This window comes from Rothia sp. ND6WE1A (genome assembly GCF_001683935.1).
Classification (GTDB): Bacteria; Actinomycetota; Actinomycetes; order Actinomycetales; family Micrococcaceae; genus Rothia; species Rothia amarae.
This window is the reverse complement of record NZ_LXTU01000023.1, coordinates 1-14,293: the sequence shown is the minus strand read 5'-3', so window position 1 is coordinate 14,293 and position 14,293 is coordinate 1. Positions and strand designations below refer to the sequence as shown.

The following is a 14,293-nucleotide window of genomic DNA, read 5'->3' as shown; positions in this document are numbered from 1 at the left end:
ATATTGACACACCAAAAATTATTATGTCTCTATAAACCATTTATTCCATTAGGACTAAGCACTCCCCCAGACTCCTCCAGGTAGCAGTTGGCACACAGGGACTCATATCCCACGTGAACGCCGTCAATTGCTACCTGGGACCCGGAAAACACAAACTTGCCGTCCACCGTGCGTCCGTTGAACAACGCCTTCTTGCCGCAACGGCAAATCGTCTTCAGCTCCTCCAGCGTATGCGCAATCTCCAAAAGACGCGCAGACCCCGGGAATGCCCGCGTCTGAAAATCCGTGCGAATTCCGTAGCACATCACTGGCACGCCATCGAGCACAGCAATACGCATCAAATCATCCACCTGATTCGACGTCAAAAACTGCGCCTCATCCACCAGCAGGCAAGAAACCGGCAAATGCCGGTGCGCCGAATCAGGGTGAGCATTATCCGAAGCATGCAAGAAAAGCTCCCGCACGTTCTGCTCAGCACCAATCAAAAAGTCAACGTGGCGCGTTACCCCCAAGCGAGAGACGACATCTGCGTCGCCCTTCGTATCCAACTGAGGCTTAGCAATCAGAACCCGCTGACCGCGCTCCTCATAGTTATAAGCAGCCTGCAAAAGCCCCGTTGACTTGCCGGAATTCATTGCGCCGTATCGGAAATAAAGCTTTGCCACCAGAGACCTTCCTTCAAAAGAACTCCTGCAATTCTAGCTAAACAATTCGCTACCCAGCACAAGTGAGATGAGAAGAACGAGTTGCGGCACGCCCATGCAGACCATCCGCCTTTATACTTGTGTAGGCAAACCGCAACCAACGCATAAGGTTTAACGATGATTTCGCACAGTGATATTGAAGCTCTGATGGCTCCCCCTGCACGAGATAGGGACCCGCTCAGTATCATCACCGAGCAAAACAAATCACGGTTGACCGAGTTGGTTCCCGTACGTATTGGGCGTATGTCCGAGTCGCCCTTCGCCTACTATCGCGGAACAGCCGGCCCCATGGCAGCTGACCTTTCCACCATGCCGAACTCCGGCGTCATGCCGCTGATTTGCGGCGATGCGCACATCGGTAACTTTGGCTACTTCGCCTCGCCCGAACGCAACCTGCTCTTTGACCTCAACGACTTTGACGAAGCTGGCCGAGGCCCCTTTGAATGGGACCTCAAACGCCTGGCTACCTCGGTGTACCTTGCAGCAACCGACAACGGCGAGTCTGAAGAAACCGCCACCGTCTTGGCTGAGAAAACATCTAAGTACTACCGCCAGACCATCTTGCGTATGAACGAGGAAAGCGCGCTCAACCGCTATTACTCGCGTGTGAACACGGACATGTTCGAGAGTCTCATCAAAGAAGAATACAAACCGCTCTTTGACAAGTTCGAGCGCAAGGCACGCACACGCAACTCCGAGCAAGCACTCCACAAATTTGCTGTCAAAGATGATAACGGCAACCACCGCATTATCGATCAGCCCCCGCTAACTATGCACCACAATGAGATTCCAGAAGAAGACCTGCAACGGCTCTGGACCGAATACCAATACACTGCCCGCCCAGATATTCGCTACCTTCTGCGTAACTTCAAGATTCGCGACCACGTGCTTCGCGTAGTGGGTGTAGGTTCGGTGGGCACACGCTGCTTTATTGCACTCCTTGAAGACCAACGTAAGAACCCGCTCTTCATCCAGATTAAAGAAGCTCAAGACACCGTTCTGCACAGCTACGGCAAGATTGAGCAGACCTCCGAGTCGCTCGGCTTCCCCGATCGCCCCATGGGCAATGGTTTCCGTGTGGTAGCTGGTCAGCGCGTGATGCAGTCGCAGTCAGACCCTTTCCTCGGCTGGATTGAGAATGTACCTACCCGCCAGGGAGGTACCACCGACTACTATGTACGCCAGTTCCGCGATATGAAGGGGTCCATCAACCTCTCGGCACTCGACCGCGATGGCCTCAAGCAGACCGCTAAGATTTGTGCTTCTCTGCTGGCTCGTGCGCACGCACAGTCCCGCCATATCGACGACATCGCCGTCTACTGCGAGTCAGATAAGTTCTTCGACCATCAGCTAGGAAAGTTCGCTCACACCTACGCACAAACCTGTACCGAAGATTTTCATGCCCTGCGGGCAGCGGTTGAAAAAGGGCAGCTCCCCGTGCAGTACGCCCTCTAACCCGGTTTAGCCGCAGAGCAAAAGCGCCGCGCGTCCTCCCTCATACTGGAAAGGACGCGCGGCGCTTTTATGCTCAACTCCGAGCCGGTCAGAGCCAACTAGTCGACCAAACGCTGACTTTCGACGTCAATGCCAGAAACATCGACCTGTTCCAACGGAACCATTTTGTCGTGAGTCACGAACTTATGAATTAGCCAGAGAGCAAGGAAGATGGGCAAACCGATGTAAGCCATGGCAACACCTGCCCAGTCGCCGGCAAAAATCGCTTCGTAGTTCTGACCCACAATAACGAGGGCGCACATGACGAAAGCGATAATCGGCCCCAAAGGGAAGAATGGTGCAACGTAGGGAAGATCTTTGAGGCTCTTTCCCTGCTTAAGGTAAGCGCGGCGGAAGCGATAGTGGCAAATAGCAATGCCAACCCAGGCGATAAAACCTGAAAGACCGGACACATAAACCAGCCATTCGTAGGCTTTGCCCTCGCCCATAATTGCCGTGAGGAACCCAAAGAGACCTACGGCGGAAGTAGCAATCAGCGCGGGCATGGGAACGCCACGGCTGTTAACACGCGAGAAAATCTTGGGCGCTTTACCCTCAATCGCCAGCGAATAAAGCATACGGGAGGAAACGTACAGACCGGAGTTGCCTGCAGAGAGAATAGCGGTCAGAATGACGGCGTTCATTACTGAAGCAGCAATCGCCACACCAGCGTGTTCAAACACCAGGGTGAAGGGTGAGTACGCGATGTCGGTGGCGTCCGAGCGCAAAAGGTTGGGGTCGGTGTAAGGAATCAAGAAACCGATAATGACGAACGCACCGATGTAGAACAACAAGATCCGCCAAAAAACCGAGTGGATTGCCTTGGGGACGTCGCGGCGGGGGTTCTCCGATTCGCCAGCGGCAACACCAACCATTTCGGTGCCTTGGAAGGAGAATCCCGCAATCATGAAGATGGAGATAATAGACATCCAGCCGCCCACAAAAGGAGCGTCACCGGTAGTCCAGTTGCTGAAACCGGGTGAATTATCGCCCAAAATACCGATAATCATGGCGACGCCTGCAATCAGGAAGACAATCACGGTAATCACCTTGATTGTCGCCAGCCAGAATTCGCTTTCACCATAAGCACGAGCGGACAGCGCGTTAATCAGAAAGAGAATGAGCAAGAAGCTCGCTGCCCACACCCAGCTAGGAACATCGGGCAACCAAAAATTCATCACAATACCGGCAGCTACCAGTTCCGCTGCCACGGTAATTGCCCAGTTGAACCAGTAGTTCCAGCCCATAGCAAAACCGAAGGACGGCGAGACGTAGCGGGTCGCGAACGTCTGGAAAGAACCGGGAACCGGCAAATGCGCCGACATTTCGCCCAAGGACTGCATGAGCAGAAGAACCATCAAACCGATAACAGAGTAAGCCAGCAAAGCTCCACCTGGACCGGCTGTTGCCACGGTTGCACCGGAGGCAACGAACAGACCCGTACCGATGGCGCCGCCGATGGCAATCATCTGCATGTGGCGGCTCTTGAGACCGCGGTTTAGCTGCTTTTCTGACGGGGGCAGCTCTTCCCTCACGCGTTCAGACATAATCCGACCTTCCGGTCTTAAGAAAATCTAAGGGTAATTAAGACAAACTTCAGATTACCACTGTAGAAACAAACAAGCACCGAGAAATCAGTGTTTTCTCGGTGCTTGAATTGATTTTATTTAAGATGCGTTTTCGTTGATAAACCGGACGTTCGCGCCGTATTCAACGGTGCGGGACACCGTGCAGTCTTTCTCATGCGAAAGCTTCATCAGTCTGTCAACCAACTGCTCGGCTTGCTTGCCCTTGGCATCGTTGGGGAATCGCACGTTGAAGCTGACCTCCACGTCGTCCAGCCGCACAGCGCCGTCCTCATTGAGCTTTATCGCAGAAGGTTTTACCTCGAACACCTCAGGTTCGGAACGGCGGGAGGTCACCACATCGACGTCGATGGCGGAGCAACCGGCGATAGCAGCCAGGAGCATCTCCACCGGATTCAGCAGGCCCTCACCCTGTCCGAACTCCACCGACGCACCTTCACTATTAGTTGCGCGGTAACGCTGCTTTTCAACTCGCTCGACCTTGACCGAGCGATAATTCGGATCGCTCTCTCTGTTAGTTACAGTGTTTGATTCGCTCATGAGATTCCTTAAGGTAATAGGGATTGCCTACCGACGCTACGCCAGGCTGTAGGGGTAGTTGCTTTGCTATTTCTAACAACTCTAACTCCCCTCTTATTTCCACGAGGTGAACCGGCAGTATGAGCCGTGGTGCTCAGGCGCTATAGCATTGCTATGTTGAGTAGCAGAAATAAGGGTTGTGAGGAAGGCGGGCATAGTGAGCGCTACGCCGCAGGAAAGCGGGTTCAGGGAGGGCCTCAAAGTTGCAGGGATGATGTTCCTAGGCTTCATCACCATGGGTTTAGGCCTTGGTGTTCTCGTTACGTCGGTAGGTTTGCCCTGGTGGGTTGCGCCGATTCTCTCGGGTTTGGTGTACGCCGGGTCGGTAGAGTTTCTGCTGGTCGGCATGATTGCTTCGATGGCGCCGCTCACCCTCATTGCCTCCACCACATTGCTTATTAACGCCCGCCATCTGGTGTACGGCATCTCTTTCCCTGTGCAGAACGTCAACGGGGTACTGGGCAAGTTCCTCTCGATGTATCTGCTCAGCGACGAAGCCTACGCCCTCAATACCGGCCCGAATTCCCACCGTTTTAGCTCGTCCCGAGTTCTCACCGTATCCCTGGGGCTGTGGGGTTCATGGGTCTTCGGTTCAACGCTGGGCGCAATTCTCGGTGCCTCATATCTGAGCCACCTCAAGGGCGTTGATTTTGTGATGACGGGGATGTTCCTGATTCTTTCCATCGATTCTTACAGTGCTGTCAAAGACAACAAGACGGCGATTGCTGCGGTTTTCTCCGCTGTTTTCGCGCTGATTATTGCGCCAGAATCTATGCTGCTCATTGCGCTGCTCATGCTCGTCGTGTTGTTGACCATCCGACATTTCGTGGAAGCCAAGCACGCCCCATCCGCAACACAGGTGAATACCGATGCCTAGTACCGTTTATATTCTCAGCGCCATAGGAATCGCCGCAGGAATTACTTTCGTTCTCAGGCTCATTCCGTTTGGCATCAAAAGTATTCTCAAAGATAACAAGCTCATTGCCGATTTAGCAGCGTGGATTCCCATGGGTGCCATCCTCATTCTGGGCGTCTACGTGATGGCAGAAATTGATTACTCCTCCACGACGACGGCGCTCCCCTACCTGATTGCAGCGGTGGTGACGGTGGTCGTCCATCTGTGGCGCAAGAACATTGCGCTCAGCCTTTTGTTAGGCACGGCGACCTGCGTGGTCTTGGCGAACTGGGTGTTTTAGGGATTGTTCCGTTAGCCCGGCGCAGTGTGAGGCAAGCTGGTCGGGTCTGGCGTGAATCGCATTAGTGAGCGCTAGCGAACCATGCGAGAGGGATTGCTTGCCGACACTGCGCCGGACGCCAGGAACAACCGCTTAAACCCAATTCTCTCCGCACACAAAAATGCTCGGCACCTGACGATGCCGAGCATTTCTTACAATAAGCAAATGATTACTTGAGAGCTGCCAAAGCTGCTTCGTAGTCGGGTTCCTCAGTAATTTCGGGAACGAGCTGGGTGTAGATAACCTTGCCGTCTTCATCCAGTGCAATCACAGCGCGAGCCAGAAGACCCTTCATGGGGCCATCTGCCTGAAGTACGCCGAAGTCTTCGCCGAATGAGCTACGGAATGCTGAACCGGAAACTACGTTCTCGATGCCTTCGGCTGCGCAGAAACGCTCGTGGGCGAAGGGTAAATCCTTGGAAACGCACAGTACTACGGTGTTATCAAGGTCCGCTGCCTTTTCGTTGAAGGTGCGAACTGACTGAGCGCATACGCCGGTGTCTACCGAGGGGAAGATGTTGAGTACAATCTTCTTGCCTTTGAAGTCAGCTGCTGAAATATCAGCTAGGTCTGAGCCGGTGACGGTGAATTCAGGTGCCTGCGATCCTACCGAGGGAAGGTCGCTATTGGTATTTACAGTATTTCCTTGAAATTTAGTTTGTGCCATAGCTCCATTGTCTTGCTTTAGCGCACAACTAGCAAGCCCTCTTATATTTTGAGGATGCCGTGGTTAGACCAAACGAATCAAAGCGACCCCGCCCAGCATGAGTACAAGTGAGAGCACCTGCGCCAAACCAACCTGGCGCTTGGGTGCTTGGAGTAACCCCAATTTATCGACAAGAAGTGAACCAGAAATCATGCCAACCAATGCGGCGACCACGGTAAGTCCCGTTCCCAGGAGAGGAACAAGGAAAGCATTTCCAAAGACATAAATAGCGCCCAGAACCCCGCCGAACCACATCCACCAGGGGTTCTTTTTCTGCCCGTCAGGCACGCGAACGCGGAATTTCAGACGTAACACCAATGCCAGAAGAAATAGGACAGTGGTGCCCACGGTGAAAGACACTAAAGCGGCTTGAGTGGGCGAACCAATCAGCACTCCTAGATGTCCATTGATTGCAGACTGTGATGCCATCAGAAACCCTGTACCCAAAGCCAAAGCGCGCCACCCCCAGAGCGAAGGTTCCGCTTGGGGAGATGAATTTGCAGAAACCTGGCGCAGTGCTCCGGTATTTGAACGTGCCTCGCGGGTTTTAGAAGACTGGCGAGAAATACGTTGCCCACCCAACGTAACAGCTCCCACTACACCGGCGAGAACCAGAACCGCGCCGATGACGCGCAACGGAGTCAGCGCCGCCCGGTGAGCTTCGAACAATGCGAAATGATCGATGAGAAGTCCCATCAGGATTTGCCCGCAAATCGGCAGCACAGTGGTTTGAACTCCGCCAAGCTTGGGAAAAATTAGAATGTTAGTAGTGAGTCCAATGACGCCGAAAAGACCACCCAACCAAATCCACAGCGGCTGCTGGGCAACGTCGTCCCAGGAAAAGAAAACGGTACCCTCTACTACCAGAGCGAGCGCAGCCAGAAAAAGCGTTCCACCGAAGAAGGAACCCAACGACGAGAGATAGGGAGACCCTACGGACTGGCGTAACCGCGAGTTGAGACAGGTTTGAATAGGGAGTAGTAACCCAATGAAAATGCCAAAAAATAGACCTGCCATAAAGTACCTTCTTCTACCTGCTCAACATGGTTTACTTTACTCGTCCTGTCGGACTCCCCCGTCTAGTATGAAGGTAATTATTTTCGCCTTCAATCATTGGAGTTAGCGTGAGCGCAGAGTAGTCCCCCGCCGTTCATCAGGAATTTATTAGTGTACGCGGTGCCCATCAGAACAATTTGAAGAGTGTGGATGTTGAGATCCCTAAACGTCAGCTCACGGTTTTTACAGGGGTTTCGGGTTCGGGTAAATCTTCACTGGTTTTTGGCACGATTGCCGCTGAGTCGCAGCGGTTGATTAACGAGACGCACCCGGCGTTTGTGCAGGGATTTATGCCTAATTTGCCGCGCCCCGAGGTGGATATTTTGGAGGGGTTGACGACGGCGATCGTCGTCGATCAGGAGCGGATGGGCGGTAATCCGCGCTCAACCGTGGGGACTGCTACCGATGCTACTGCGCTGTTGCGTATTTTGTTCTCCCGTGTGGCAGAACCTTTTATTGGTGGTCCCAATGCTTACTCCTTCAATGTGGCGACAGTGAGCGCCCAGGGTACTCGTACGGCGGAACGGTGGTCTTTGAGGGTACTCCTGCCGATTTGGTGGCACAGAAGGAGACCCTCACTGGTCAGCATTTGGCGCGGTACACCGCTTAGCGCAAACCCTTTTCGCGCAAGTATTTCTGCGCTTTGGGACGCTCGATTAGCATCATGGTGATGCCCAGAATCATCAGGGGTACTTGGAATGCCATGGCCCACCGGAAAGATTCTAGGTTGTAGGTGTCAGGTGTCCCTGCCCCGGTGAAGTCCAGAATGAGACCGATGGCTAGAACATTCACGAGCGCGCCGAGGAAGCCGCCCATGTTGGCGATGCCTGTGGCGATTCCCCGCTGAGTATACGGTGCGTGGGTGCGTACGACTTCAAAAGCCACCATGGAGGCAGGGCCTCCTATGCCGCCGATCATGGCGGTGAGCGTCATCAGCCATACAGGTGCGCCACCGGGGTACAGCAGTACAGCACACCAGAGGGCGGCAATCACAGCTACCAGACCGGTGACGATTTCTACGCGCTGGCGTATGAATCGGGTGAAAAGCGGCCCGGCAATCAGCCCTGCTGCCATAAGCGCTACCACGTTGAGGCTCACGATAGTTGAGGCTGTGGCGAATGAATAGCCCAGCCCACCGGTCATAAAAGGTAAGCCCCACAGCAACACAAATGAGTTGGTGGAGAAACAGGTGGCAAAGTGAACCCAGAAACCTAGACGTACGCCGGGTCTTTTGAGCAGTGATTTCAAAGCTGGCACTATTCCGCTGGAACCAGGACCTAATACAGGAAGTGCATCGGTAATCGGGACCGCCACGGTGGTAGCTGAGGTGCGCTGTTCGGTGGCAGTATTTTGAGGTTTAAAAAGACGTCGTGCCAGCGGAAGGCTACCCGGTGTATCTTTCAGCAAGATAAAAATCAGCACCATCAAAGCAAGCGCAATCAAGGCAAGGGAACTAAACGCGCCCGTCCAGCCCAGCAAAGCTACTGATGCCGCCAAGGGTGTCACCGCAATGAGCATGCCGCTTTGCCCAATCAAACCGCTGATCTGGTTGATACTGGGGATTACCTTGGCGCTAAACCAGTCGGAGATAACTTTGATCATCGAGACGAATATGCAGGCATCGCCGGCGCCTACAAACACGCGAGCGGCAAGGGCTAAGGGTACCGAGGAACTCATGCCCATCATGAACTGCCCGCACCCCATCAGAAACAATCCAGCACAAAGCATGACGCTAGCGCCGAGCCGATCCAGCAAAATGCCCACAGGAATCTGTGCGGCGGCATAGACCGCTAGCTGAACTACCACGAAGGTAGATATTAGAGCAGCCTCCGCCGAGAAATGCTCCTGGGCAACAATTCCGAGCGCAGAGAACGAACTACGGTTGACCGCTGCCAGGACGTAGGTGAGAACGCTCAGTGCCCACATCAAAAATTTGAGGTTACTGGTTTTGTGCATTCTCATCATCTTTCAATCAGTCGGTCAAGGAAAAGTAATTTAGCTGATACCTGTTTCTCGCAACACCTGGCGCATTTGTTCTTTGCCCATCTCTACCGCAAGTTTTTGAGTTTCTGTCGCTTGCCCAATCATAGAAATTTTGGGGGCGCCCTCTGGCGGAGCAACTTGCAACACCTGGGGTGAATCGCGCAAAAGAACTTCCAGCTGTTGCTTACGCCGGTTGCGGTTCTCCCACGTGTGTAATGCCCCAGCGGCGTTCTTTCTCATCCAGAGAGCCACAGCTTGCTGTTTAAGTTTATGGGTGCTGGCTAAATCGACGCTGGGCTGGCGCGTTCTCAGCACCAGCAAGTGGGTGGCGCCTTGGGCGAGCGCCGTTTCGATGGGAATATTCTCTGCCATGCCCCCGTCAATAAAGCGGCGCCCGCCGAGAGAAACCGGATCCCCCGACAGTACCGGAATGCGCGTGGTTGCTTTCATGGCGGTTTTCAGGGTTGCGCGGTCTGTGATAAACGGCGCAAGATCAACGGATTCGCCGCTATCGGCATCCGTGGCTAGGGGGTGGTACTCCACCGGGCTCGCCAGAATTTCCTCAAAACCCATGCGGGTGAAACTCTCATACATTTCGTCCACCAGGAAATCGCCGTTGACGATGGGCTTGCCCCGCACAAAATTTGCAGGCTTGATAATCTCTTTTATCGATTCAGGCGCCCACCAGCCGTGTATGTTCTCATTCGCTTTTTCGCAAATGAGCCATGCCCCATTGAGCGCCCCAGCAGAAACACCATATACCGCGTCAAAAACGGGAAGCAGTCCGTGCTCCTCCAACACTCCTACCATTCCACCGCCAAAAGCTGCACGAGAGGAGCCGCCTTCAAGAACGACGACGAGCCGCGCGTCGTCGTTTCGTTGACCGGGTTGAGAGCCGCTTTGATGACGCTGACGGATGATTTCCAGGGTTGTGTGCATATACATCACTTTAGTGGGTGGGTGTCGTGTGCCTCCGTCTTAAGGATGAAAGACTTTGCAATTCTTGCCCTCAAAATCAACTAAAGACGCATAGTTTCATGTCCCCCAAGTGGGTAGAATTTTTAGTTGTGCACATAAGTAAATAGGGACAAATAATCATCTAATTAGGGGAAAATTTGATGAAAAATCATTTCTGGGGCGCACTCTTTGCGCTCATACTTGGTGGACTATCACTCGTTCTAACTCCGGCAACAGCAGACACTGGAACCGGATCGCATCAATCAGTCCAGCAAACAGAATCTACTCAAGATATCGCCCAGGTTCAGCAGACACCAGAAAATTCTGCTGGGGAGGTACTGCAAAAAGCCGGTCTTGGCACCGTTGCAGTGGGCGCTGGAGCTTGGCTTACTATCGCAGGGAAGCGTCGCTTCCAGGAAAACTGCGATTTCTAGAAAAGTCTTTAGCCAGACTTTTCTAAGCTTCATTGAATATCTTTTGTGCAATAAGGAGGGGACCCGCGGGTCTCCTCCTCTTTTATTAAGAATGGGTAAGGGGAAGGTTGACGTGCGACCTGGATAACGGGGCGTTCAATATATGAGATTTGGCGAATGCCAAAGAACGTTTTGAGAATTACTAGAGTTTTTTCTGCTTATGACTACTTCCAGTAGCGAGCTCAAACGATCATTGAGCATGTCGCAACTTATCTTTATGGGCCTCGTATTTATTGGTCCGCTGGCTCCCATCGGTATCTTCGGAACCCTGGATGCTAAATCAAATGGCGCAGTAGCAACCGTCTATCTCGTGGCTACTTTCGCGCTAGCACTGACCGGTTCGAGCTACATGCGGATGTCCCGCGAAGTACCTCGCGCTGACTCAGTCTTCGCTTACGCTAACGCCGGCATTGGTCCGCGTACCGGCTACATTGCCGGCTGGATGATTCTTCTCGACTACGTGCTGGTGCCTTCCATCGCTTTTATGATTGCGGGCATCGGCATGGCTTTCTGCGCCATGGTTGGTCAGGCTGCAGGCACCCGCATCATCCTCGATATGTCTCGCTCAGGTCAGCTACCTACCGCTCTATCCAAGGTCAGCGCCAAGCGCCAGGTTCCCTCACTCGCTGTGATTGTAGTTGCTAGTTGCAGCATTGGCGTCTCACTGTGGACTTCTACCCGCCCCGACGGTCTTGATTTGCTCTCCTCGCTGGTGAACATGGGCGCGCTGGTTGCTTTCGTACTACTGCACGCCTCAGTGATTGGTTACTACCTGGTACGCCAGAAGGCTAGCGTTCGCGGTCATATGCAAGGAGAGGGCCACCTCAGGGTGGCCCTCTCCTTTTTGCCCTCGATGAATGGAGGGCAACTAGGACGACGGCGCGCCCAACGCCCGTTCATAGGCGGCTCGTGCGTCGGGGTTGAAAGCTACCAGTAGCACCTCTTCCAATAAATGCTGGTGGTGTTGCTCGAAGGTGCGGATAGCGTCAACCGCAATCTGACAGGCGCTGTCCATCGGCCAACCATAAACCCCGGCGGAAATCGTTGGAAATGCTACCGAACGCGCTCCCAACTCGGCGGCAACTTTGAGTGAATTCTCATAGCAGCTGTACAAAATATGGGAACGATTTTCTCGGGCTGAATAGACGGGACCAACCGTATGTATCACCCAATGCGCAGGTAAATCGCCAGCGGTCGTTGCCACGGCTTGTCCGGGCGGTAGACCAGTGGAATACTGCTTCGCGCGTAGTTCTTTACACTCTTTGAGGATGGCAGGGCCGCCCGCCCGGTGGATAGCACCGTCGACTCCCCCACCGCCCATCAGACTGGAATTAGCGGCGTTGACGACCGCATCTACCTTTTGCACCGTGATGTCACCGGATACAACCTTAATCTTCATGCGAATCTCCTCAAACCTAAAATGTATGTAGCAGAGCCATACTTATACAAAAGCTTTCCGCACCCTCTGCCAAAAATACACCTTTCCCACAAAAATACAATCTGCAGCATGTATTTTTGCTGAAACGGTGTACTTTTTCAGAGTGCTATGAACTGTTCTGTTTACGGATGAGGCAGCGGTTTTTACTCGATATCAGAGGGTTGGATTATCGATGCATTTGACTAAGTTTTTGTTCTAGATGATCCGGGATACCCCCATCTGGTTCTATTCCAAAGAACTCGATGGGACGCTTGTGGCGGTCGTAGGTAATACAGGTGCTAAGGCGCAAATCAAGATGCGGGCCGAGGGGTAGCTCACGCGGGCGTCCGCTACCACCGCCGGTCGTCGTCCCCAAGATTTGGACGTGGTCTAGCCCTTGAAGACCCCAGAGGAAATCTTCGCTAGCGCTATACGTCATAGCATTGACCAGAACTATAAGTTTGCCTTTCCATCGGGAAGAAGGGTGAGGCTCAGCCCAACGCTCCCGCTTTTTGGATAACTTACCCGTACCGGTGGTGAAGGAAGAATATCCAATCAATATTTTCTCCCGAAGAAAATAGCTACGCATTGTGTTGGCAAGTTGGATATTACCGCCAGTATTATTTCTGAGATCGAGAATGAGGGTGCTATCGCCGGAGTACTCTCTACAGAGCTTTTCCATTTCTTCTGGAATACCTGTACCGGAAAGAAAACTTGTCAGCTTCAGATAAACGGTGTGCTCATCGAGGGTTCTTAGTTGGAAAACCTCGGGAAGTGAGGGCAGTGGTGCTTCTTCTAGCCATGACGCTTGCTGAGTTGAATCCGAAGATACTGCATGAAAAACACGTGAAGATTGGGGAATTGCCATCGCGTTGCGAGCAGTGATGAATCTATATTGCTGAGGCGAGGCACCTGTTATTCTTTCCCAAAATTCTGCGTTTTCAACTTCTATAGCCCAGCCTTGCTGGACCCCAGCTAAGACAGCAGCTGAATGAGGAGGTACTTCGGTGAGCACTATTATTCCGTCTCTAAGTTCTCCTGTATAAGGCGGGTTATAACCGCATAAACGGCTGTCGATAACAGCTGTATGAGCGTCCCCGAGTTGAGCAACTAGTTCCTGAGACCAAACGCCAAATTCATCCCAGGCAAGTGGCAGATTTGAAAGTGCTTTGGCGAGAACGGAATCCCAGTCCAACTCTCGTAATTCGAAATAAGGGTAGGTATTTTTGCACTGTTGAATGAGGAGTTCGATGGCGTCTTCAACGGTTTCAGGTTGCTTCCCGTGAACTCTGCCGTCCGCTGAATTAGCAAGGGACTGAAGCAAACTGAGAGAAGCAAGGAACTGGTTTTCATCACTGACGTGACTCGTTAGAATGAGGTTCTTGTCATCCCATGTCAACGACGGAAATTCCTTTTGAGGTACTTCTTCAATACGCCATTTGGGCGCGCCTTGGGGTGCTTCGCCCACCTTTACTTTGGTGCCCAGGACAGCCTCATACTCATCAATTTCTTGCGCAATAAGATTGAGCATTGATTCACTCAGCCACCCCTCGAATTCAAGGTATAGGGTGAGTGATGAATCTAAGTTAAAAGCCACCATGGATTTACTATAACTTTAGTTTTGAACAACCAAGCGAGTCTGCAGGGGACGAACTAATGTTTCAACCTATTTACGACATAGAGGGTGGTCCTGGGTGGATTATTTCTGGCAGAACGTTACTTCCCGAAATAAACGACCATACTCTTTTCAGAGAAGCATTCGAGCAAGATAATCTGTCTGTTCCTTTGGAATTATTATGGACGGGCTATCCAGAGCAAGCTTTTCGACTGCTAGAAAAGAAGTCCGTTTCAACTCGCCAGCAGGCTCTCATAGCTGACTGTTTTAGAGGCCTAGAAAGATACCCAGAAGCAGAACAGATTTATCGTGCCTTACTCAAAGACATTACTGACCCTCGTTTAGAAGCAACGTTGCATCAACATTTAGGAAAGATCCAAGCCATTCGTTTTTCATCCAGTGAAAAAATTATGAGGCTTATTCAAAAGTCCTCCCAGCCGCATAAAACACCAACCCCCGAACCACCGCAAACACCCGCCCATACACGC

Annotated in this window: 14 protein-coding genes and 2 pseudogenes; 7 read left to right on the top strand and 9 right to left on the bottom strand. The window is 52.5% G+C overall.

All coding sequences use genetic code 11. The features are described from left to right. Positions 1-29: 29 nt before the first annotated feature. Positions 30-665 carry a thymidine kinase gene (locus A7E48_RS02340; RefSeq protein WP_068168976.1) on the bottom strand — a complete coding sequence of 212 codons (636 nt, stop codon included), beginning with the start codon at positions 663-665 and terminating at the stop codon, positions 30-32. 156 nt (positions 666-821) lie between these two features. Here A7E48_RS02340 and A7E48_RS02335 point away from each other — a divergent pair, with 156 nt between their 5' ends. Then, positions 822-2,159: a DUF2252 domain-containing protein gene (locus A7E48_RS02335; RefSeq protein WP_068168973.1), complete on the top strand. Its 1,338-nt coding sequence runs from the start codon at positions 822-824 to the stop codon at positions 2,157-2,159. A gap of 98 nt (positions 2,160-2,257) precedes the next feature. Here the strand turns inward: A7E48_RS02335 and A7E48_RS02330 are convergent, their stop codons facing one another. Continuing rightward, the gene (locus A7E48_RS02330; RefSeq protein WP_068168971.1) at positions 2,258-3,745 is read right to left on the bottom strand and encodes an amino acid permease; all 1,488 of its coding nucleotides are present in this window, start codon (positions 3,743-3,745) and stop codon (positions 2,258-2,260) included. A gap of 120 nt (positions 3,746-3,865) precedes the next feature. Beyond that, on the bottom strand, positions 3,866-4,324 hold the full coding sequence (locus A7E48_RS02325) for an OsmC family protein (RefSeq protein ID WP_068168969.1): 459 nt from the start codon (positions 4,322-4,324) through the stop codon (positions 3,866-3,868). Between the two features lie 196 nt (positions 4,325-4,520). On the opposite strand from A7E48_RS02325, the gene A7E48_RS02320 reads away from it, so the two are divergent. Continuing rightward, positions 4,521-5,240, top strand: a complete 720-nt coding sequence (locus A7E48_RS02320) for an AzlC family ABC transporter permease (protein ID WP_083147139.1) — start codon at positions 4,521-4,523, stop codon at positions 5,238-5,240. Next, positions 5,233-5,559, top strand: coding sequence for a branched-chain amino acid transporter permease (locus A7E48_RS02315; protein ID WP_068168968.1), 327 nt, complete (start codon positions 5,233-5,235; stop codon positions 5,557-5,559). The genes A7E48_RS02320 and A7E48_RS02315 overlap by 8 nt, the downstream gene beginning before the upstream one ends. Before the next feature lie 208 nt (positions 5,560-5,767). Here the strand turns inward: A7E48_RS02315 and tpx are convergent, their stop codons facing one another. Beyond that, the gene (tpx, locus tag A7E48_RS02310) at positions 5,768-6,265 is read right to left on the bottom strand and encodes a thiol peroxidase (protein ID WP_068168965.1); all 498 of its coding nucleotides are present in this window, start codon (positions 6,263-6,265) and stop codon (positions 5,768-5,770) included. Between the two features lie 63 nt (positions 6,266-6,328). After that, positions 6,329-7,321, bottom strand: a complete 993-nt coding sequence (locus tag A7E48_RS02305; RefSeq protein ID WP_068168962.1) for a DMT family transporter — start codon at positions 7,319-7,321, stop codon at positions 6,329-6,331. A 146-nt stretch (positions 7,322-7,467) separates the two neighbouring features. On the opposite strand from A7E48_RS02305, the pseudogene A7E48_RS10720 reads away from it, so the two are divergent. Further along, positions 7,468-7,887 (top strand): annotated as a pseudogene (locus A7E48_RS10720) (excinuclease ABC subunit UvrA); the annotation flags it as partial. Positions 7,888-7,966: 79 nt separating this feature from the next. Here the strand turns inward: A7E48_RS10720 and A7E48_RS02300 are convergent. Together A7E48_RS02300 and A7E48_RS02295 are read right to left on the bottom strand one after the other, a co-directional pair. Beyond that, complete coding sequence (locus tag A7E48_RS02300; RefSeq protein ID WP_158004384.1) at positions 7,967-9,316, bottom strand: nitrate/nitrite transporter; 1,350 nt, start codon at positions 9,314-9,316, stop codon at positions 7,967-7,969. Between the two features lie 39 nt (positions 9,317-9,355). Then, positions 9,356-10,282 (bottom strand): patatin family protein, encoded by a 927-nt coding sequence (locus A7E48_RS02295; protein WP_068168957.1) that lies wholly within the window; start codon positions 10,280-10,282, stop codon positions 9,356-9,358. Between the two features lie 179 nt (positions 10,283-10,461). On the opposite strand from A7E48_RS02295, the gene A7E48_RS02290 reads away from it, so the two are divergent. Both A7E48_RS02290 and A7E48_RS02285 read left to right on the top strand, forming a co-directional pair. Beyond that, the gene (locus A7E48_RS02290) at positions 10,462-10,734 is read left to right on the top strand and encodes a hypothetical protein (RefSeq protein WP_068168955.1); all 273 of its coding nucleotides are present in this window, start codon (positions 10,462-10,464) and stop codon (positions 10,732-10,734) included. A gap of 199 nt (positions 10,735-10,933) precedes the next feature. Further along, on the top strand, positions 10,934-11,710 hold the full coding sequence (locus A7E48_RS02285) for an amino acid permease (RefSeq protein WP_068168951.1): 777 nt from the start codon (positions 10,934-10,936) through the stop codon (positions 11,708-11,710). On the opposite strand, the gene A7E48_RS10715 is transcribed toward A7E48_RS02285, so the two are convergent. Beyond that, positions 11,642-12,172, bottom strand: a complete 531-nt coding sequence (locus tag A7E48_RS10715) for an O-acetyl-ADP-ribose deacetylase (protein WP_083147137.1) — start codon at positions 12,170-12,172, stop codon at positions 11,642-11,644. The two genes, A7E48_RS02285 and A7E48_RS10715, sit on opposite strands and share 69 nt — an antisense overlap. 205 nt (positions 12,173-12,377) lie before the next feature. Next, positions 12,378-13,790 carry a S41 family peptidase gene (locus A7E48_RS02280; RefSeq protein WP_068168947.1) on the bottom strand — a complete coding sequence of 471 codons (1,413 nt, stop codon included), beginning with the start codon at positions 13,788-13,790 and terminating at the stop codon, positions 12,378-12,380. A gap of 56 nt (positions 13,791-13,846) precedes the next feature. Between A7E48_RS02280 and A7E48_RS02275 the strand changes: the two are divergent. After that, positions 13,847-14,293 (top strand): annotated as a pseudogene (locus A7E48_RS02275) (hypothetical protein); the annotation flags it as partial.

Bases quoted from the DNA above. Each gene is read 5' to 3' on its own strand.
- A7E48_RS02335 (WP_068168973.1), top strand. From the start codon at position 822: ATGATTTCGCACAGTGATATTGAAGCTCTGATGGCTCCCCCTGCACGA.
- A7E48_RS02330 (WP_068168971.1), bottom strand. From the start codon at position 3,745: ATGTCTGAACGCGTGAGGGAAGAGCTGCCCCCGTCAGAAAAGCAGCTA.
- A7E48_RS02325 (WP_068168969.1), bottom strand. From the start codon at position 4,324: ATGAGCGAATCAAACACTGTAACTAACAGAGAGAGCGATCCGAATTAT.
- A7E48_RS02315 (WP_068168968.1), top strand. From the start codon at position 5,233: ATGCCTAGTACCGTTTATATTCTCAGCGCCATAGGAATCGCCGCAGGA.
- tpx (WP_068168965.1), bottom strand. From the start codon at position 6,265: ATGGCACAAACTAAATTTCAAGGAAATACTGTAAATACCAATAGCGAC.
- A7E48_RS02305 (WP_068168962.1), bottom strand. From the start codon at position 7,321: ATGGCAGGTCTATTTTTTGGCATTTTCATTGGGTTACTACTCCCTATT.
- A7E48_RS02300 (WP_158004384.1), bottom strand. From the start codon at position 9,316: ATGCACAAAACCAGTAACCTCAAATTTTTGATGTGGGCACTGAGCGTT.
- A7E48_RS02295 (WP_068168957.1), bottom strand. From the start codon at position 10,282: ATGCACACAACCCTGGAAATCATCCGTCAGCGTCATCAAAGCGGCTCT.
- A7E48_RS02290 (WP_068168955.1), top strand. From the start codon at position 10,462: ATGAAAAATCATTTCTGGGGCGCACTCTTTGCGCTCATACTTGGTGGA.
- A7E48_RS02285 (WP_068168951.1), top strand. From the start codon at position 10,934: ATGACTACTTCCAGTAGCGAGCTCAAACGATCATTGAGCATGTCGCAA.
- A7E48_RS10715 (WP_083147137.1), bottom strand. From the start codon at position 12,172: ATGAAGATTAAGGTTGTATCCGGTGACATCACGGTGCAAAAGGTAGAT.
- A7E48_RS02280 (WP_068168947.1), bottom strand. From the start codon at position 13,790: ATGGTGGCTTTTAACTTAGATTCATCACTCACCCTATACCTTGAATTC.